Raw genomic sequence first — 18,581 nt, forward strand, 5'->3', positions numbered from 1 at the left:
CGGTGCGCTCGCTTCGCAGGGGTCCTCGGCAAGGGGACCCCTGCTTTCATCCTGCCGGCCCGGTCGGACGTTCCGGGGTCTCCGCGGGCGGGCTGTGGACAACTCCCGGGCCGAAGCGGTGGCGGTAGGCGCTCGGGGTCAGGCCCGTGTGGCGGTGGAAGCGGGCGCGCAGCGTGGCCGGTGAGCCGAGACCGCTGCGGCGGGCCACGACGTCCAGGCGGGGTTCGCCGCGCTCGATGAGGCTCCGCGCCAGGCTCACCCGTTCAGCGGTCAGCCAAGCGAGGGGTGTGGTGCCCAGTTCCGCCTGGAACCGGCGGTGCAGGGTGGCTTGGCTCACGGCCGCGCGCGCCGCCAGCGCCGCCACCGTCAACGGCTGGTCCAACCGGGCCCGCGCCCAGGTGAGGACGTCGGCCAGGGAGTGGTCCGGCACCTCCGGCACGGGCCGGGTCACGAACTGGCGCTGGCCGCCGTCGCGGTGGGCGGCGAACACCAGTCGCCGGGACACGGTGTTGGCGACGTCCGTGCCGTGGTCCTCCCGGATCAGGTGCAGCCCGAGGTCGAGCGCCGCCGCGCTCCCCGCCGCCGTGTAGCACTGGCCGTCCCGCGCGTAGAGCACGTCCGGAACCAGCTCCACCTGCGGGAACATCTCCCCGAACAACCGCGCCCACTGCCAGTGCGTGGTGGCGCGCCGACCGTCCAGCAGCCCGGCGTGGGCCAGCGTGAACGCCCCCGTGCAGAAGCTCACCAGCCTGGCTCCCCGGTCGTGCGCCCGCCGGACCGCGTCCAGCAGCGGCTCCGGCGGTCGGATCCAGCTGTCCGGCCGGTTCGACACGACCACCGTGTCCGCGTGCTCGACCTCCCCCAAGGAGGGGACACCCGTGAGGGTGAAGAAACCGTGGTTCATCCGCACCGGGCCGAGGGCGCTCAGCGTGAACGAGTACCACGGCCGCCCGCCCAGCTCGGGCCGGCGCAGCCCGAACAGCTCCGTCCCCACCCCCAGCTCGAACGGGTTCGAGCCGGAGTCGACGATCATCACCACGCGGTGCGAGGATCCTGGCGGCATGTGCGATTCCTGGCACTCACGCCCGCCGAGCCGCGCCGCGCAGCATCGACGCCATGGATCCGATCAACCTGGCCGACGCGTTCACCGGCTTCGACGCCCTCTGGAGCCCGCGCGTCGTCACCGCGGTCAACGACTACGACGTCCGCGTCGCCAAGGTCCGCGGCGAGCACCTGTGGCACGCCCACGACGACACCGACGAGTTCTTCCTCGTCCTCGAAGGCGAACTCGACATCGCCCTGGAGGACCGCACGGTGCACCTGAAGCCGAACGACGTGTTCGTCGTCCCCAAAGGCGCACGTCACAAGCCGTCGTCACCCGACGGCGCGCGCATCCTGATGATCGAACCCAGTGGCACGTCGACCGTCGGGGACCGCCATGAGGAGGTCCCCGACCACGTCGACGCCACCACCGGGCACCCGCTGGGCGCCTAGTGGGCCGTGACGCCCTTCCCGAGCACGGTCACCCCGCCGGACGACACCGTGTAGCGCTGCCGGTCCGTCGCCGGGTCCACGCCGATCAGCGCGCCGTCGGGCACCACGACGTTCTTGTCCAGGATCGCCCGCCGCACCACCGCGCCGCGCCCGATCCGCACGCCGGGCAGCAGCACGCTGCCCTGCACCACCGACCCGGTCTCCACGACCACGTCGGAGCTGATCACGGACCCGTGGACGGTGCCGGAGATGATCGACCCCGGCCCCACCATGGAGTCCTCCGCGCTCCCGCCCGCGATGAACTTCGCGGGTGGCAGCGGCGGGGTCGCCGTGCGGATCGGCCACGCCTGGTTGTACAGGTTGAACACCGGTCGCACCGACACCAGGTCCATGTGGGCCTCGTAGTAGGCGTCGATGGTCCCCACGTCGCGCCAGTAACCGCGGTCGCGGTCGGTCTCGCCGGGCACCTTGTTGTCGGCGAAGTCGTAGACGTGGGCCTGCCCCTGGTCGACGAGCATCGGGATGATGTCGCCGCCCATGTCGTGGTCGGAGTCGGGGTTGGCCGCGTCCGCCCGCAGGGCGTCGATCAGCGCCTCGGTGGTGAACACGTAGTTGCCCATAGAGGCGAACGTGACCTCGGGGTCGTCCGGCACGTGCGGCGGCTCGGACGGCTTCTCCAGGAACCGCGTGATCAGCCCGGACGCGTCGGAGTCGATGCAGCCGAACGCCTTGGCCTCCGCCCGCGGCACCCGGATGCCGGCGACCGTGACGCCCGCGCCCGTCTCGACGTGCTGCTCCACCATCTGACCGGGGTCCATCCGGTAGACGTGGTCCGCGCCGAAGATGATCACGTGCTCCGGCTTCTCGTCGTTGACCAGGTTCAACGACTGGAAGATGGCGTCCGCGCTGCCGGTGTACCAGCGCGGCCCGAGCCGCTGCTGCGCGGGCACCGGCGTGACGTACTGGCCGAGCACATTGGACAGACGCCAGGTGGTCGAGATGTGGCGGTCCAAGGAATGGGATTTGTACTGGGTGAGCACGCAGAGCTTCACGAAACCCGCGTTCACCAGGTTGGACAGGACGAAGTCCACCAGCCGGTAGTTACCGCCGAAGGGCACCGCCGGCTTTGCCCGGTCGGCGGTCAACGGCCACAACCGTTTGCCTTCGCCACCGGCGAGGACAATTCCTAGAACGTGCGGTTGCCCTTTCACAGCAACGACCCTAACCGGGTGACGACCGGCCCACCAACGGCGAAGTAACGCAGACTCCGCTCGTTCACCCGGCTGCCCCCGGCGACCGGGTTACGGTGAGCCCCGTGCGAATTGGACTGCTGACACGGGAGTACCCGCCTGAGGTCTACGGCGGCGCTGGGGTGCACGTCGGTTTCCTGGTGCCTAGGTTGCGCGAACTGGTGGACGTCGACGTGCACGCCTTCGGCGGGCCGCGCGCGGACGCCAGGGCGCACAACCCGGCGCACGGCCTGGAGCAGGCGAACGCCGCCCTGGCCACGTTGTCGGTCGACCTGGAGATGGCCGCCGCGCTGGGTGACGCGCAGCTCGCGCACTCCCACACCTGGTACGCCAACATGGCCGGTCACCTGGCGAAACTGCTGCACGGCATCCCCCACGTGGTGACCGCGCACTCGCTGGAGCCGCGCCGGCCGTGGAAGGCCGAGCAGCTCGGCGGCGGCTACCGGGTGTCGTCGTGGGTGGAGCGGACGGCGTACGAGGCCGCGGACGCGGTGATCGCGGTCAGCGAGGGCATGCGGGCCGACGTGCTGGACTGCTACCCCGCGCTGGACCCGGCCCGGGTGCACGTGGTGCGCAACGGCATCGACACCACCGCCTACCACCCGGTGTCCGAGACGGACGCGCTGGTCCGGCACGGCATCGACCCGGCGCGGCCGATCGTGACGTTCGTCGGGCGGATCACCCGGCAGAAGGGCGTCGGGCACCTGGTCGCCGCCGCGCACCGGATCTCGCCGGACGCGCAGGTCGTGCTGTGCGCGGGCGCCCCGGACACGCCGGAGATCGCGGAGGAGACGCGGCTGGCGGTGGCGGAGCTGGCGGCGTCGCGGCCGGGGGTGTTCTGGATCCAGCAGATGCTCCAGCCGGCCGAGGTGCGGCAGATCCTGAGCCACTCGACGGTGTTCGTGTGCCCGTCGGTGTACGAGCCGCTGGGCATCGTGAACCTGGAGGCCATGGCGTGCGGCACGGCCGTGGTGGCGTCCGACGTGGGCGGCATCCCGGAGGTCGTGGAGCACGGGAGGACCGGGCTGCTGGTGCACTACGACGAGAAGGACGTCGAGGCGTACCGGACGGCGTTGGCGGACGCGGTGAACGAGGTGCTGGGCGATCCGGCGCGGGCGGCGGCGTTCGGCGAGGCCGGGCGGGCGCGGGCGGTCGAGGAGTTCTCGTGGGCGACCGTGGCCGAGCAGACCGTGGCCGTGTACGAGGCGGCGCTGAGCAGCGTGAAGTGACCGGGTGACGCCGGAACGCCCACTTCAATGTGACGTGCGCCACTCTTTTGGGATGCAACGGTAGGGGCCGCCGACCGCCTTTAACCAGTAGGGGCGACTACTGGGGGCGGTATGCGGTGGCTTGTGCTCCTGCTCGCGCTGGTGGCCGGTGGGTGCGCCACGCCCGCGTTCAGCGCCGAGCAGGTGAGGTTGACCATCGGGGGAGAGGCGGTGCTGGACGCGACCGGGCTGCAGGCCCGGGCCGAGGCCGAGCTGAGCTACACGTTGTCGTTCGGGTACGTGGCCCGGACCGGGCACGACCCGGTGAGCTGCTGGTTCGCCCGCACCGGTGAGGCGTTCGAGGTGGACACGCGGCTGTGGTGCGGTCCCGTGCAGGTACCGGGCACGGCCGCGACCACCGACTGGGTGCCGGTGCCGTTGAAGCAGGTGGAGCGCGGCGCGTCCGGCCTGCGGCTGGAGGTGCAGCCGCCGCAGGTGCCGCCGCAGGGCTCGCGCAGCACGCCGGTGGGGAAGCTGGTGCGCACCGACGGTCGGGAGACCTCCGCCGACCTGGGCGTCGGCGAGGCGGGGCCCGACTTCCTGGCCGTGCTGCCCGACGACGGCCAGGTGCTGGACGCGGGGTCCGCGATGGTGCGCGACGACCAGCTCGAGGTGCACGTGACGGGGTACTCGTCGCCGTCGGTGTGGCCGACGGCGGAGGGCGAGCTGCGGGCCGAGCACGGGGTGGCGCTGCGGGTGCTGCGGGTGCGGGTGACGCGGCACGGCGAGGTCGACTCGGCGTTCGGGCAGACGCCGTGGCGCGGGTGGCTGCCGCAGCCGCCGGAGCTGTCGCTGGACGTGCCGGGCAGGCGGCACCGGTTACCCGCCGAGCGGCTGCCCGACAACGGTTCGGCGCTGATCGTCTACACGGTGCCGGTCGCGGGCGGGCAGGAGTCGCTGGTGCTCGACACCGTGGGGGCGAAGTCGCTGCAACAGCGGGTGGAGGTGCCGTCCGGGCAGGTCGTCGGTGCCGCGCCGGTGGTGCTGCGGCGGGCTCCGGGGCCGGACTCGACCTCGGTGTCGACGCCGGTGGTGGTGGGGTCGTCGGCCGGGTCGCTGGAGGTCGTGCGGGCGCGGTTGGGGCGGCAGCGGCCGGTGTCGTCGGGTGGGCAGCACGAGCTGGTCACGGCCGGTCCCGGGATGGCGCTGGTGGAGCTGCGGCTGGTGGGGCACGGGCTGCCGAGCGTGCTCGGTGCCGGGCAGACGGCGGGGCTGGTGACGGCGACGGTGCCGGGCGGGCAGGCGGCGCGGCAGGTCGGCGCGCGTTATGGCGGGGACACGTTCCCGGCGGCGGTGGTGTTCGAGGTGCCCGAGGACGTGCGGGCGTTGACGGTGTCGGTGGCGGCCGGGACGGTGACGTTGCCGCAGTTGGGCGCGGTGGCGGTGACCGGCGGGACCGGGGTGGGGGTGCCGCTGGACTTCTGAGCCGTGATCGCGGCGAGGGCCGCGAACCCCGGCCACCCGGTGATCAGCAGCGCCAGGCCCGGCCGGCCGTGCGCCTGGTAGGCGGCGGTGCCGCCCGTGCTGCTGCCGACGGAGGACGAACAGGTACGCGCCCGAGGTCCGGCCGCGCACGTGCGGCGCGGCGCGTGCCCCGCCCCCACCGCTCGCGACCGCGCGGGTGGCGAAGAAGCCGCCGGTGAACGGGACGGGGCCGGACCGGGCCGGCCAGCGAGGGGTTGGGGGGTTGCGGTTCCTCGATTCAACCGAGGTGGCGTAACAGCGTTTCCGTACATTCTCGGGGCATGTTCACCCGATCGTGTTCGTGAGGCCGTAGGACTCGGCCAGTTCGATCAGGGTTCGGGCGGCGAAGCCGGTGGCTCCCGGCACCACCTCGTCGTAGACCTTGTCGGCGCGGGCGGGGCCTGCGATGTCCAGGTGGGCCCACGGCACGTCGCCGGTGAACTCCTTCAGGAACAGCGCCGCGGTGATGCCGCCCGGGCCCGGTGGGCACTGGCGCAGGTCGGCGATGTCGCTCCGGACGTCCGCCGCCAAGTCCTCCGGCAGCGGCATGCGCCACCACGACTCGCCCACGCGCGCACCGGCGGCCGTGACGCGGGCGGCCAGGTCGTCGTCGGTGGCGAACAGGCCGCCGGTGCGCAGGCCCAGGCTGACCTTCATCGCACCGGTCAGGGTGGCGACGTCGACCAGGTAGTCCGGCGCGAGGGTGCGCACGGCGTAGGACAGGGCGTCGGCGAGGACCAGGCGGCCTTCCGCGTCCGTGTTCGTCACCTCGGTCGTCGTGCCCCCGTGATGGGTGATCACGTCACCCGGTCGGTAGGCCGAGCCGGACACGTGGTTCTCCGCGGCGGGCACCAGGCCGGTCACGCGCACCGGCAGGCTCTGCCGCGCGATGCCGATCAGCGCCGCGATGACCGCCGCGCCGCCGGACATGTCCGTGCGCATCAGGTGCATGCCGTCGGCCGGCTTGATCGAGATCCCGCCGGTGTCGAACGTGATGCCCTTGCCCACCAGGACCAGGTGCGGCTCGCCGGCACCGCCCGTGCCCGGCCAGGTCAGCTCGATGAACCGGGGCGGCCGGGCGGACCCGCCGCCGACCGCCAGCACGCCGCCGAACCGCTGCTCGGCCAGCCACTTCTCGTCCCGCACCTCGACCCGCAGGCCGGGCACCGCCCGGGCCGCCTTCACCGCCGCCGCGGCCAGCCAGGACGGATCCTTCACGTTCGACGGCGTGTTCGCCAGGTCACGCCCCAACGACGTCGCCGCGGCCAGCGCGTTCGCCTTGCGGACCACGTCGGCCGCCCCCGGCACGTCGGTGACCAGGCGCAACGACTTCACCCGCGGCGGGGGCTCGGCGCCGGTCACCGTGAACCGGTAGCCGCCGACGGCCGCGCCCAGCGTGAACGCCGCCACCGCGTCCCGCGTCACGTCACCGGGCAGCCGCACGTCGAACGTGGTCCCGCCCGCCTTCTCGGCGTCCGCGTGCAGCGCCCGCACCAGCGACGCACCGGCCCGGCGCCAGTCGCCCGGCCCGCCGTCGCCCACGCCGACCACCCACGACCGCCCCTGCCGGGACGTCGCACCGGCCAGGCCGCTCACGTCACCGAGGTCGGCCACGTCCTCCGCGCCGGGCCCCACCCGCACCGGGTCGCCGGGGAACGCGACGAGCACCGCGGGCACACCTCGCCGGAGGGTGTCGGCCACCTCGACGGTGACCAGCGGGGTGGGCAGGGGCGCTCGCACGGGGGGACCTCCGAAGGGCGGTGGTGTGGGTGCGGCCGGAGTGGAAAGTCGCAGGTGGGGCCCCTGGTGGGCACTCAGCGCGACGGCACCGGCACGCGGGTCGGCACGACGTAGCGATGCCCCGGTTCCACAGTGGAAACCGGGGCGTCGACGCTTTCTCTGCTCCGGCCGGTCAGCCGGCGGCTGCCTTGAGGGCGTCGCCCAGGGCGTTGGCCTCATCCGCCGACATCTCGACGACGAGGCGCCCACCACCCTCGAGCGGAACGCGCATCACGATGCCGCGCCCCTCCTTGGTCACCTCGAGGGGACCGTCGCCAGTCCGGGGCTTCATGGCCGCCATCGCGTGCTCCCTCCGTCAACATCTTCCCCGTCCGACCAGGGCCGGATACTCCGCCCATTCTCCCCTATGCGGACTCGGCAGCGAAACCGAACCGATCTTTCCGACCGCCCGGCGGCCGGTTCGCGATCTTCACCAACGCGCAGATCAGGGCCAGGATCGCCGCGCCCCAACGACTTCCGCGCCGACCGCCGACCGTCACCTGGTCGTGACCCGTCGCGGGTGTTGTGGCGTGTCGCGGGGTCGCCCTGACAGACTCGGCTCTCGTGCGAGCCCGTTCCGCGCTCTTCGACGTCTACGGCGGCCACCTCCGCGAGCGGGGTGGCGCGGCGACGATCGCCGCCCTCGTCCGGTTGCTGGAGCCGCTGGACTTCGCCGCGCCCGCGGTGCGCACGGCGGTGTCGCGCACGGTGCGGCAGGGCTGGCTGGAACCGGTCCGCCTGCCCGACGGCCCCGGCTACGCGATGACACCTCGCGCGGAACGGCGGCTGGACGAGGCGGCGGCCCGCATCTACCGCACCCGGCCGTCCACGTGGGACGGTCGGTGGCACGTGGTGGTGCTGGAGGAGCTGCCGGCCCGCGAGGCGCGCGACCGGCTCGCCTCCTCGCTGCAACTGCTCGGCTACGGCGCGCTGGGCCCGGTGACGTGGGTCGCACCACGCCCGTCGCCGGAGCTGGCGGACGTCCTCACCGCGGAGGACGTGCGCGGCAGCACGTTCCACGGCGAGCACGAGGGCGACCCGGCGGAGCTGGCGGCCCGCGCCTGGGACCTGGGCACGCTGGGGCTCGACTACGCCCGGTTCGTGGCCGAGTGGGAGCCGGTGATGTCCGCTGTGGACGGTACGTCGCCGCCGTCGGCGTTCGCCGCGTCACAGCGGTTCCTGCACGCGTGGCGCAAGTTCCTGTTCCGCGACCCGGGCCTGCCGCGCGAGCTGCTGCCCGGCGACTGGCCGGGCGCGGGGGCGGCCGCGTTCTTCGACCGGCACACCAACCGCCTCGCGCCCGCGGTGGCCAAGTTCGTCGACGACTGCCTCGCCCACCACTAACCGGAGGTCACCCCGTGTCCGAACTCCTCATCGACGACGCTGACGGCGTTCGCACCTTCACGCTCAACCGGCCGGAGTCGTTCAACTCGTTCACGGTGGCGTTGAAGGAGCGGTTCCTGGAGGCCGTGGTGGAGACCGCCGCGGACGACGCGGTGCGGGCGGTCGTGGTCACGGGCGCGGGGAAGGCGTTCTGCGCCGGTCAGGACCTCAAGGAGCACGTGGCGCTGCTGGAGGCGGGTGACCCGGCACCGCTGAACACGGTGGAGCGGCACTACAACCCGCTGATCAAGGCGATCGTGGGCATGCCGAAGCCGGTCATCGCGGCGGTGAACGGGATGGCGGCGGGCGCGGGGGCGTCGCTGGCGTACGCGTGCGACCTGCGGGTGGCCGGGGCGGGGGCGAGGTTCCTGATGGCGTTCGCGAACGTGGGGTTGACCGCGGACTCGGGCGCGTCGTGGACGCTGCCGCGGCTGATCGGGCACGGCCGGGCGATGGAGATGATGCTGCTCGCGCAGCCGGTGGGCGCGGAGGAGGCGCTGCGGATCGGCATGGTGGGGCAGGTGGTGCCGGACGGCGAGGTGCTGTCGACGGCGCAGGCGCTGGCCCGCCAGCTCGCCGCGGGCCCGACCACGGCCTACGCCAAGATCAAGGAGGCGATGGCGTTCTCCGGCGAGCTGGCGGCGGCGCTGGACGTGGAGGCGCGCACGCAGGCGGAGGCGGGTGCGACGGCCGACCACCGGGAGGCGGTGGCCGCGTTCGTGGCCAAGCGGAAGCCGTCGTTCACCGGGCGGTGACGGCGGGGGTCCCGGTGGGGCTCTCGGCGGGGGTGTCGGCGGGGGTGTCGGCGCGGAAGCAGGTCGCGATGTGGTCGTCGACCATGCCGGTGGCCTGCATCAGCGCGTAGCAGGTGGTGGGGCCGAGGAAGACGAACCCGCGGCGCTTGAGCTCCTTGGCCATGGCCTTGGACTCGGGCGTCACGGCGGGCACGTCGGCGATCGTGGCGGGCCGCTCGTGGCGCTCGGGCTTGAACGACCACAGCAGGTCGTCCAGCGGCACGTCCAGGTCGGCCACCGCGCGGGCGTTGTTGATCGTGGCGTTGATCTTGGCGCGGTTGCGGACGATGCCCGCGTCGGCCATCAGCCGGTCGAAGTCGGCGGTCCCGAACCGGGCGACCGCCTCGGGCCGGAAGCCCGCGAACGCGGCCCGGAAGTTCTCCCGCTTGCGCAGGATGGTGATCCAGGACAGGCCGGACTGGAACGACTCGAGCGACATCCGCTCGAACATGGCCGACTCGCCGTGCAGCTCGACGCCCCACTCGGTGTCGTGGTACTCGACGTAGTCGGGCGTGCTGTCGCCCCACGGGCAGCGGACGAGGTCGGTCATGGCGTGCGGTACTCCCGGGCGAAGGCGGCGAAGCGGCGCAGGGACCATTTCACACCCGGTGCGAAGGCCAGGTTGAGCGGCAGGGCGATGTCCTCGGACCAGACGAGCTCGCTGCGCGCGTCACCGCGCGGGACGACGACGAACTCGCCGGTGCCGCGCACGAGCCGGCCGGTGTGCACGACCGCGCAGCGCACCGGCGGCTCCCAGGCGGTGATGCGCATGGTGTCGGTGAACCCGATCGGGCCGACACCGGTGAACGCGGACAGCCCGCTGCCCTCGCTCGCCCCGTCGCCGCTGGTCACCCGGACGGTGGTGCCGAGCATCCACTCGCCCTGCCGCGCCCAGTCGGTCAGCGCCGCCCAGGTGGTCGCCGGCGGCGCCTCGACCTCGACGCGCAGCTCAAGCCGGGTCACGCTGCGGCTCCCGCCCGGGTTCCGGCTCGGGCTCGGCGACGGGACCGGCGGGACCGGCGGGTCGCGGGTCGACGCCCAGCTCGGCCTCCAGCTCGGCGACGCGGTCGCGCAGCCGCTCGACCTCGCCGGCCAGGCGGTCCAGCGCCCAGTCCACCTCGGTCATCTTGTAACCGCGCAGGACCTGCTGGAACTTCAGGTCCCGCACGTCCTCCGGGGTCACGTCGTCGGACGGCAGGCGGGTCGGCGACGCGCCCGGCGGCAGCGGCGCCAGCTCCTCGCCACGGCCGAACACGAGGGCGGCCAGCAGGAAGACCACGGCCGCCACGAGCGCCATGACGAGGATGTAGAAGAGCGCTGAGGTCACGTGACGATCGTGACACATGCCCGCCGGGTCACACCGAGGAGAACACCACACAGCGCCGCGCGAGGACGGCCAGCCGAAGCGCGATGACCAGGGAGACGACGGTCGCGGCGGTCACCGGGGGTGACAGGAGCAGCCGTGCGGCGTCCAGGTAGGCGGTGGCGGCCAGGATCGCCACGTTGCCGAGCAGCGACACGCCGACCGCGACGACGGCGACCACGCCCGCGAGCCGGGCCAGGGTCGCGGTGCTGACCGCCGCGCGGGCCAGACGCCGCCCGACCAGCAGCGCGAGCACCGCCGCGCCCGCCACGAACCACGCCGAGGTGTCGGTGAAGCGGGCGACGAGCAGGTACCAGTCGGGTGGCGGGGCGTCGAAGTCCTGCCACTCGCCGATCCAGAACCGGCGGTTGAGCTCCCACATCACGTACGCGAGGGGCACCACGAGCAGCACCGACCGCAGCGTGCGCGCACCGTAGGCGAGGCCGAGCAGCCCCTGGTACTCGCGGGCGATGGTGGTGACCGGGCCGAACTCGGCGACGGCGCGGCGTTGCGCGGCCTCCTCGCCGAGGCCCCGGTCGCGGTGCGCGGCGGCGGCGTCGTGGAGGCTGTCGCGGGCTTCGGCGAGCAGGTCGTCCTTGACCGGGTCGGGTCCGCGCAGCCGCCGGTCCAGGGCGGTCACGTACTCGTCGATCACGCCTGCGCCGGCCACGGCCCACCTCCCAGCACGCCCTCGATCGCGGTGGTGAACTCGCGCCACGCGGTGCGCTCGGCGGCCAGCGCACGCCGGCCCGCCTTCGTGAGCCGGTAGGTGCGGCGCTGCCGGCCGCCGACGGTGCTCCACTCGCTGGCCACCAGGCCCGCGGTCTCCAGCCGGCGCAGGGCCGGGTAGACGGTGCCGGTGGGCAGGTCGAGGGCACCGCCGCTGCGCCGCTGCAACGCCTCGATGATGGCGTAGCCGTGCAGCTGGCCGCCGTCGAGCGTGGCCAGCAGGAGCGCGTCGAGGTGCCCGCGCAACGCGTCGGACTTCATGAGTAGCCACTCTACTGATCACGGGCCGGGGTGGGAATCGGGGACATCCCCGATGTTAAGTTGTCTGCCTACATATACCGTACCTACCCATGGATGCTCTCGGACTGGCCCGGCTCCAGTTCGCCACCACGACGTCGTTCCACTTCCTGTTCGTGCTCCTGACGCTCGGGCTGGTCACGGCGGTGGCGGTGATGCAGACCCGGGCCACGCTGTCCGCCGATCCCGTGCACGCGCGGATGACGCGCTTCTGGGGACGGCTCTACGTGGTGAACTACGCGCTCGGCATCGCGACCGGCATCGTCATGGAGTTCCAGTTCGGGCTGAACTGGTCGGGCCTGTCGACGTTCGCGGGCGACGTGTTCGGCGCGCCGCTGGCGCTGGAGACGCTGGTCGCGTTCTTCCTGGAGTCGACGTTCCTGGGTTTGTGGATCTTCGGCTGGGACCGGCTCGACAAGTGGGTCCACCTGGCGCTGATCTGGCTGGTGACGCTGACCGCGTTCGCGTCCGCGTTCTGGATCATGATGGCGAACGCCTTCCTCCAGCACCCCGCCGGGCACGAGCCGCGCGACGGCGTGCTGCGGATGGTCGACTTCTCCGCGCTGGTGGCCAACCCGACGTTCGGCACCGCGTTCCTGCACGTGTGCTTCGCGTCGTTGACCGTCGGCGGGGTGTTCCTGACCGGGGTGAGCGCCTACCACTTCATCCGGCGCACCACCGAGGTCGACTTCTTCCGCCGGTCGCTGCGGCTGGGCGTGGTGCTGACCGCGCTGGCCACGCCGATGCTGATCGGCTTCGGGTTCGGGCAGTTCCCGATCGTCCAGCGGTACCAGCCGGACAAGTTCGACACGGTCGGCGCGGTGGACGGCGCGGGCCTCGGGTTCATGATCCAGATCGGGTTCGTGCTGCTGCTGGTGAGCTGGGCGACCGTGCCGCTGCTGTTGCGCGACTGGGTGGTGCGGCTGCGGTTCCCGCTGTACCTGATGGTGGCCGGCATCCCGCTGCCGTTCGTGGCGGCGATCGGCGGCTGGCTGTTCCGCGAGGTCGGGCGGCAGCCGTGGCTGATCCAGGGCGTGCTGACGACGCAGGACGCGATGTCGCACGTCAGCCGGGACCAGGTGCTCGTGTCGTTCATCGCGTTCACCGGGGTGTTCACGGTCTTGGCGGTCGCCGACTGGGTGCTGATCGCCCGGCTGGCCCGGCGCGGGCCGGTGTCGTCCGACGAGGCGCCCGTGTCGCCACTCGTTCCGGCTCTGTGAGGGGTGCTCGTCGTGGAAGGTGTCTGGGTCGCCCTGCTGGCGTTCCTGACCTGCGGTTATTTCGCGCTGGCCGGGTTCGACTACGGGGTGGGGGTGTTGTTGCGGCTGGTCGGGCGGGACGAGGGCGACCGACGGGCGGTGCTGCGGGCGGTGACGCCGTTCTTCCTCGGCAACGAGGTGTGGCTGGTCGCGGCGGTCGGCGTGCTGTTCGGGGCGTTCCCCCGGTTGGAGGGCGAGTTGCTGTCGTCGCAGCACACGGTGTTCGCGGTGCTGCTGGCCGGGTTGGTGTGCTTCACGGTCGCGGTGCAGTTGCGGTCGCCCGGGTGGGACTTCCCACTGGTGGGCGGCGCCGTGGTGGTCGCCTCGGGGTGGGGTGTGCTGCTCGGGCGGGTGCTCGGTGGGCCCGCGGTCCTCTGGGGCGCGGGGATGGTGGTGCTGTTCTCCCTGCACGGCGCGGTGTTCCTGAGCTGGCGGCTGTCGGGTGGGTTGCGGTCGCGGGCCCGGCGGGTCGCGGGGGTGCTGGTGCCGTGCGCGGCGGTTTTCGTGGTGGCGGCCGTGGTGACGGCCGGGCCCGTGCCGGTGCCGGCCTTCGGGGTGACGGCGGTGGTGGCGCTGGGGTTGCTCGGCGCGGTGTGGGCGGCCTTGCGGGTTGAGCGGTACCGGACCGGTTTCGCCTGCAGCGCGGCGATCTGCGCGTTGCCCGTGCTGGGCGTGTTCGGGGCGCGGTCGGTGGTGACGGTGTCGGTGATGGCGGACGTGTCGACGTTGCGGGTGCTGACCTGGGCGGCGGTCGTCGTGGTGCCGCTGGTGCTGGTGTTCCAGTGGGCGACCTGGTGGATGTCCCGTGCGGCACGTTGACCGGCGGTACGTCGTGGTGCTGTCCGCGGTGGCGGTGCTGACGGCGGCGGTGGTGCTCGCGCAGGCCGAGGTGCTGGCGTCCGTGCTGGCCGGCGGGTGGTCGCCGTGGTGGCTGGTGGCGGTGGTCGTGGCGCGCGGGTCCGTGCTGTGGGGCGGGCGGGTCGTGACGCGGCGGCACGCGGCCGCGGTGAAGGCGTCGCTGCGGAAGCGGGCGCTGCGCGAGTCGTGCGGGACGCCGGGCCGGGCCGGGTCGGTGGCGACGCTGGTGGTGAAGGGCGTGGACGCGGTCGAGCCGTACTTCGCCGGGTACCTGCCGCAGTTGGTGGTGGCGGCCGTGGTGCCGGTGGCGGTCGTGGCGCGGCTGTCGTTCGCCGACCTGACGTCCGCGGTGGTGGTGCTGGTGACGTTGCCGTTGGTGCCGGTGTTCGCGGCGTTGGTCGGCCTGCGCGCGCGGGAACGGACGCGGGCGCAGTGGGCCGGGTCGGCGGTGGTCGGTGGGCACTTCCTGGACGTGGTGCGCGGGCTGGGGACGTTGCAGGTGTTCGGGCGGGCGGCGGCGCAGGCGGCGACCGTGCGGGCGATGGCGGGGGCGCACGCGGCGGCCACCATGCGCACGCTGCGGGTGGCGTTCCTGTCGGCGCTCGTGCTGGAGCTGGTGGCGACGCTGTCGGTGGCGCTGGTGGCGGTGCCGGTGGGGTTGCGGCTGCTGCACGGCGGCGTGACGTTGCCGGTGGCGTTGCTGGTGCTGCTGCTCGCGCCGGAGGCCTACCTGCCGCTGCGGGCGGCGGGTGCGCAGTTCCACGCCTCGGCGGAGGGCTTGGCGGTCCTGGAGGCCGTGCCCGCGCCGACGGGCCGGGCCGTCGCGACCGCGCGGGTGCCCGACGTGCGGACGGCGGAGATCGTGGTGGACCGGGCGGTCGTCCGGTACCCGGGGCGGGCGGCGCTGGGCGCGTTGTCGTTGCGGGTCGGGGCCGGTGAGCGGGTCGGGCTGGTCGGGCCCAGCGGGGCGGGGAAGAGCACGGTGCTGGCGTTGCTGCTGGGGTTCGTCACACCGGAGGAAGGGCGGGTGCTGGTGGACGGGGTGGACTTGCGCGAGTTCGACCGGGAGTCGTGGTTGCGGCAGGTGGCCTGGGTGCCGCAGCGGCCGACGCTGTTCCCCGGCACGGTCGGTGAGAACATCGCGCTCGGGTCGTCCGGCGACGTGCGCGCGGCGGCCGCGGAGGTGGGGTTGGCGCACCTGGTCGACGCCGGGCACCCGTTGTCCTCCGGCGAGCGGCAGCGGGTGGCGTTGGCGCGGGCGCTGGTCCGGGACGGTGCGGGGTTGCTGCTGCTGGACGAGCCGACGTCCCGGCTGGACGGCGGCACGGAGGAGGCGGTGCTGCGGGCGACCCGGCGGCTCGCGGCGGGGCGGACGGCCCTGGTCGTCGCCCACCGGCCGGCCGTGCTGGGCGAGGTCGACCGGGTGGTGGCGTTCGGATGAGGCGGCTGGTGGTCGCGGTGGTGGCCGGGGTGGGGGCCGAGCTCGCCGGCATCGGGTTGACGGTCACGGCGGTGTGGCTCGTGGTGCGGGCCGCGGAGCAGCCGCCGCTGTCGGCGTTGGTGGTGGCGATCGTGGCCGTGCGGGCGCTGGCCGTGGCACGCGGCGGCATGCGGTACGCGGAGCGGCTGGCCGGGCACTCGGCGGTGTTGCGGCACCTGGCGGAGGTTCGCGGGCGCGTGTACGACGCGTTGCTGCGCCGGCCGCTGCCCCGCGGTGACGCGCTCACCCGGCTCGTGTCCGATGTGGACAGCGTGCAGGACGCGCTGGTGCGGTGCGCGTTGCCGGGTGCGGTGGCGGTCGTGGTGGGCTCGGCGGCAGCGGTCGCGACCGGGTTCGCCTGGCCGATGGTGGTCGGGCTGCCGGCGACCGTGCTCGTCATCCCGTGGGCGGCGTTCCGGATGGCGCGACGGCACCTGCGGGCGCTCGCACCGCTGCGGTCGGAACTGGCGGAGCGGACGGTCGTGCTGCTGGACGGCGCCGCGGAGTTGACCGCGTTCGGCGCGCTGGACCGCGAGCTGGACGCGACCGGCCGGGTCGTCGACGCCCTGGCCGACCGGGAACGCCGGGGTGGTTTCGCCCCGGCGGCCCTGGCGGCGGCGGCCGTGGTCGTGCAGTTCGGGGTGGCCCTGGCGTTCCTGCGATCCGGCGCGCCCGCACACGTGGTGCTCGGCTCGATCGCCGTGCTGGAGGTGGCGACCCCGCTGGCGTCGGCCGCGGAGAGGTGGGCCGGGGCACGCGGGTCGGTCCGCCGGGTGCGGGCGGCGTTGCGGGCGGCTCCACGCCCGGCACCCTGCGTGGACCTGCCGGTGGGCCGGATCGGCGTGGTCGGCGCGAGCGGCGCGGGCAAGAGCACGTTCCTGCGGGCGTTGGCCGCCGCACACCCCGGAGTCGCCAAGGGCGTGCTGGACGACGCGCACGTCTTCCACGCCACCGCGGAGGCCAACGTCCGGCTCGCCCGGCCCGACGCGTCACGCGCCGACCTCGACCGGGTCGCGGCCCTGGTCGACCTGGACGTGCCCTGGGACACCGTCGTCGGCGAGGACGGCGACGCCCTGTCCGGCGGCCAGCGGCAACGCCTGCTGCTCGCCCGCGCCCTCCTGGCCGACCCCGACGTCCTGCTCCTGGACGAACCCGTCGAAGGCCTGGACGTCGAGCACGGTGACGCCGTCCTGCGCCGGGTCCTCGCCCACGCCCGCGGCACCGTCGTGCTGGTCACGCACCGGCTCGCGCCGCTGGCCGACTTCGACCGGGTCCTGGTCTTCGAGGACGGCCGCGTCACCCGCGAGGGCCGGCACGCGGACCTGGTCGCCGCGCCGGGCTACTACCGCGACCGCTGGAGCACCGAGCGCATGGCCGGCCGGTCCTCGGCGGGCACGTCCACCGGCGACGGCAGCCACTCCCCCTCGAACGGCACGAACTGCGTCAACGTGGACGACCCCACCGGCACCCCGCACCGGCGCAGCGCGGTGACCGCGATCTGAGCCGCCATCGGCCCGAGCTGGTGCAGGTCCCGGTTGCGGTGCTTGCGCACACCCAGGTTGACCTGCGCGATCCCGTCCAGCCCGTACCGGGCGTGCGCGTCGAGCAGCAACCCGATCTCCACCCCGTAGCCGGGCGCGAACGGCACCGACTCCAGGAACGCGCGCGTGCCCGCGTACTCGCCGCCCAACGGCTGCACGACACCGGCGAGCTCCGGCCGCAGGGCGTTGAGCAGCGGCCGGGCCGCCAGTTCGGTGACCCGGCCGCCGCCGGTGCTCTCCAGCCGCAGCGGCCGCCGGTAGAAGCCCTTGACCAGGTGCACGCCGGCGCGGGTGAGCAGCGGGCCGAGCAGGGCGGGCACGAAGTCGGGGTCGGGGTCGACCAGGTCGGAGTCGAGGAACACCACCAGGTCCCCGGTCGTGGCGGCCAGCGACCGCCACAGCACCTCGCCCTTGCCGGGCCGGGGTGCCAGGTCGGGCAGCACGTCGGTCCGGCGCACGACCCGCGCCCCGGCCTCCTCCGCACGCGCCGCGGTGGCGTCGGTGGACCCGGAGTCCATGACGACCAGCTCGTCGACGAGGCCGCCGAGCAGCGGGCGCACGACGGCCACGACGCCACCGACCGTGGCCTCCTCGTCGAGCGCGGGCAGGACCACGCTGACCGTGCGACTCCCCTTGTGCGCCAGGAGCTCCTCGACAGTCCACCGCGGACCCTGCCAGGTGTTGGCCGCGAACCAGTCCGCCATCAGGCCAGCGCCCTCAGCACCCGGGCCGGCGGACGCGTGCCCGCGATGCTCGCCACCATCTCCACCACCCGCCGGGTCTGCCGCACCTGGTGCGCCCGGAACACCTTCGCGCCCGACCACGCCGCCACGGACGTCGCGGCCAGCGTGCCGTCGACCCGGTCGTCCACCCCGGCGCCCAGGGTCTCGCCGACGAAGTCCTTGTTCGACACCGCCATCAGCACCGGCCACCCGGTCGCCACCAGCTCGTCCAGCCGCCGCAGCAGCTCCAGGCCGTGCCAGGTGTTCTTGCCGAAGTCGTGGGTCGGGTCGATCAGCACACCCGCCGCGGGCACGCCCAGCGCGACCATCCGCTCGGCGCGTTCGACCAGCTCCGCCGCCACGGACGCCACCACGTCGGCGTACCGGACGCGGTGCGGGTCGGTGCGCGGTTCGAGGCCGCCGGTGTGCGAGCAGACGATGCCCACGCCGAACTCGGCCGCCACCTCGGCCAGCGCCGGGTCCGCGCCCGCCCACGTGTCGTTGATCAGGTCCGCGCCCACCTCGCACACCGCGCGGCCCACCTCGTGCCGCCACGTGTCGACGCTGATCACCAGGTCCGGGTGGCGTTCGCGGACCGCCGCGACGAACGGCACGACCCGCCGCGCCTCCTCGGCCGTGTCGACCGCCTCGCCCCGGGAACCCGCCCGGACCCCGCCGATGTCGACGATGTCCGCGCCGTCGGCGACCGCCCGGTCCACCGCGGCCATGGCGGCGTCGTCGGCGAACGTCGCGCCGCGGTCGTAGAACGAGTCGCGCGTCCGGTTGACGATCGCCATCACCAGCGCGCGATCTTCGGCGACCTCTCGTGAACCGAACCGCATGACCGGCATCGTGCCACGTCCGACCTGCGGGTGAGCTGCGTCACAGATCCGTGCTACT

The 18,581-nt window shown here is 73.7% G+C and carries 19 protein-coding genes and 1 pseudogene; 9 read left to right on the forward strand and 11 right to left on the reverse strand.

Annotated features, from left to right (window positions below; translation table 11 throughout):
• Positions 1–46: 46 nt before the first annotated feature.
• Positions 47–1,063, reverse strand: coding sequence for a helix-turn-helix domain-containing protein (locus FHX81_RS16915; protein WP_141979084.1), 1,017 nt, complete (start codon positions 1,061–1,063; stop codon positions 47–49).
• A 53-nt stretch (positions 1,064–1,116) separates the two neighbouring features.
• Between FHX81_RS16915 and FHX81_RS16920 the strand changes: the two genes are divergently transcribed.
• Entirely contained in the window at positions 1,117–1,494 is a 378-nt protein-coding gene (locus FHX81_RS16920) for a cupin domain-containing protein (RefSeq protein ID WP_141979085.1), read from the forward strand.
• Here FHX81_RS16920 and glgC read toward each other — a convergent pair.
• Positions 1,491–2,705, reverse strand: a complete 1,215-nt coding sequence (gene glgC, locus FHX81_RS16925; protein ID WP_141979086.1) for a glucose-1-phosphate adenylyltransferase — start codon at positions 2,703–2,705, stop codon at positions 1,491–1,493. The genes FHX81_RS16920 and glgC overlap by 4 nt on opposite strands.
• A 104-nt stretch (positions 2,706–2,809) precedes the next feature.
• Between glgC and glgA the strand changes: the two genes are divergently transcribed.
• Together glgA and FHX81_RS16935 are read left to right on the forward strand one after the other, a co-directional pair.
• On the forward strand, positions 2,810–3,973 hold the full coding sequence (gene glgA, locus FHX81_RS16930) for a glycogen synthase (RefSeq protein ID WP_141979087.1): 1,164 nt from the start codon (positions 2,810–2,812) through the stop codon (positions 3,971–3,973).
• Between the two features lie 111 nt (positions 3,974–4,084).
• Positions 4,085–5,437 (forward strand): hypothetical protein, encoded by a 1,353-nt coding sequence (locus FHX81_RS16935; RefSeq protein ID WP_141979088.1) that lies wholly within the window; start codon positions 4,085–4,087, stop codon positions 5,435–5,437.
• Between the two features lie 324 nt (positions 5,438–5,761).
• Here the strand turns inward: FHX81_RS16935 and FHX81_RS16940 are convergent, their stop codons facing one another.
• Positions 5,762–7,216: a leucyl aminopeptidase family protein gene (locus FHX81_RS16940; protein WP_246107853.1), complete on the reverse strand. Its 1,455-nt coding sequence runs from the start codon at positions 7,214–7,216 to the stop codon at positions 5,762–5,764.
• 172 nt (positions 7,217–7,388) lie between these two features.
• Positions 7,389–7,556: a DUF3117 domain-containing protein gene (locus tag FHX81_RS16945; RefSeq protein ID WP_012783412.1), complete on the reverse strand. Its 168-nt coding sequence runs from the start codon at positions 7,554–7,556 to the stop codon at positions 7,389–7,391.
• 263 nt (positions 7,557–7,819) lie between these two features.
• On the opposite strand from FHX81_RS16945, the gene FHX81_RS16950 reads away from it, so the two are divergent.
• A complete protein-coding gene (locus FHX81_RS16950; RefSeq protein ID WP_141979090.1) occupies positions 7,820–8,599 on the forward strand; it encodes a PaaX family transcriptional regulator in 780 nt (259 codons plus the stop codon).
• Positions 8,600–8,613: 14 nt separating this feature from the next.
• The gene (locus FHX81_RS16955; RefSeq protein WP_141979091.1) at positions 8,614–9,393 is read left to right on the forward strand and encodes an enoyl-CoA hydratase-related protein; all 780 of its coding nucleotides are present in this window, start codon (positions 8,614–8,616) and stop codon (positions 9,391–9,393) included.
• Here FHX81_RS16955 and FHX81_RS16960 read toward each other — a convergent pair.
• From FHX81_RS16960 to FHX81_RS16980, 5 genes are read right to left on the reverse strand one after another with little or no spacing between them, the layout of a single operon-like run.
• Positions 9,380–9,982, reverse strand: a complete 603-nt coding sequence (locus tag FHX81_RS16960; protein WP_141979092.1) for a DNA-3-methyladenine glycosylase I — start codon at positions 9,980–9,982, stop codon at positions 9,380–9,382. The two genes, FHX81_RS16955 and FHX81_RS16960, sit on opposite strands and share 14 nt — an antisense overlap.
• Positions 9,979–10,395 (reverse strand): SRPBCC family protein, encoded by a 417-nt coding sequence (locus tag FHX81_RS16965; RefSeq protein ID WP_141979093.1) that lies wholly within the window; start codon positions 10,393–10,395, stop codon positions 9,979–9,981. Before FHX81_RS16965 ends, FHX81_RS16960 begins: the two co-directional genes overlap by 4 nt.
• Positions 10,382–10,759, reverse strand: coding sequence for a DivIVA domain-containing protein (locus tag FHX81_RS16970; protein ID WP_141979094.1), 378 nt, complete (start codon positions 10,757–10,759; stop codon positions 10,382–10,384). Before FHX81_RS16970 ends, FHX81_RS16965 begins: the two co-directional genes overlap by 14 nt.
• Before the next feature lie 28 nt (positions 10,760–10,787).
• On the reverse strand, positions 10,788–11,465 hold the full coding sequence (locus FHX81_RS16975) for a permease prefix domain 1-containing protein (protein WP_141979095.1): 678 nt from the start codon (positions 11,463–11,465) through the stop codon (positions 10,788–10,790).
• Positions 11,447–11,785 carry a PadR family transcriptional regulator gene (locus tag FHX81_RS16980; protein ID WP_141979096.1) on the reverse strand — a complete coding sequence of 113 codons (339 nt, stop codon included), beginning with the start codon at positions 11,783–11,785 and terminating at the stop codon, positions 11,447–11,449. The genes FHX81_RS16975 and FHX81_RS16980 overlap by 19 nt, the downstream gene beginning before the upstream one ends.
• A gap of 89 nt (positions 11,786–11,874) precedes the next feature.
• Between FHX81_RS16980 and FHX81_RS16985 the strand changes: the two genes are divergently transcribed.
• The 4 genes and pseudogenes from FHX81_RS16985 to FHX81_RS42050 all read left to right on the forward strand — a co-directional run.
• Entirely contained in the window at positions 11,875–13,041 is a 1,167-nt protein-coding gene (locus FHX81_RS16985; RefSeq protein ID WP_141979097.1) for a cytochrome ubiquinol oxidase subunit I, read from the forward strand.
• 12 nt (positions 13,042–13,053) lie between these two features.
• The gene (locus tag FHX81_RS16990; protein ID WP_170232077.1) at positions 13,054–13,899 is read left to right on the forward strand and encodes a cytochrome d ubiquinol oxidase subunit II; all 846 of its coding nucleotides are present in this window, start codon (positions 13,054–13,056) and stop codon (positions 13,897–13,899) included.
• Positions 13,886–15,379 carry a thiol reductant ABC exporter subunit CydD gene (gene cydD / locus FHX81_RS16995; RefSeq protein ID WP_246107854.1) on the forward strand — a complete coding sequence of 498 codons (1,494 nt, stop codon included), beginning with the start codon at positions 13,886–13,888 and terminating at the stop codon, positions 15,377–15,379. Before FHX81_RS16990 ends, cydD begins: the two co-directional genes overlap by 14 nt.
• A gap of 458 nt (positions 15,380–15,837) precedes the next feature.
• A pseudogene (locus FHX81_RS42050) lies at positions 15,838–16,563 on the forward strand (ATP-binding cassette domain-containing protein); the annotation flags it as partial.
• Between the two features lie 197 nt (positions 16,564–16,760).
• Here FHX81_RS42050 and FHX81_RS17005 read toward each other — a convergent pair.
• Complete coding sequence (locus tag FHX81_RS17005; RefSeq protein ID WP_141979099.1) at positions 16,761–17,663, reverse strand: glucosyl-3-phosphoglycerate synthase; 903 nt, start codon at positions 17,661–17,663, stop codon at positions 16,761–16,763.
• Positions 17,663–18,532 carry a dihydropteroate synthase gene (folP, locus tag FHX81_RS17010; protein WP_141979100.1) on the reverse strand — a complete coding sequence of 290 codons (870 nt, stop codon included), beginning with the start codon at positions 18,530–18,532 and terminating at the stop codon, positions 17,663–17,665. The genes FHX81_RS17005 and folP overlap by 1 nt, the downstream gene beginning before the upstream one ends.
• Positions 18,533–18,581: the final 49 nt, after the last annotated feature.

Origin of the sequence: Saccharothrix saharensis (genome assembly GCF_006716745.1) — a bacterium.
GTDB lineage: Bacteria > Actinomycetota > Actinomycetes > Mycobacteriales > Pseudonocardiaceae > Actinosynnema > Actinosynnema saharense.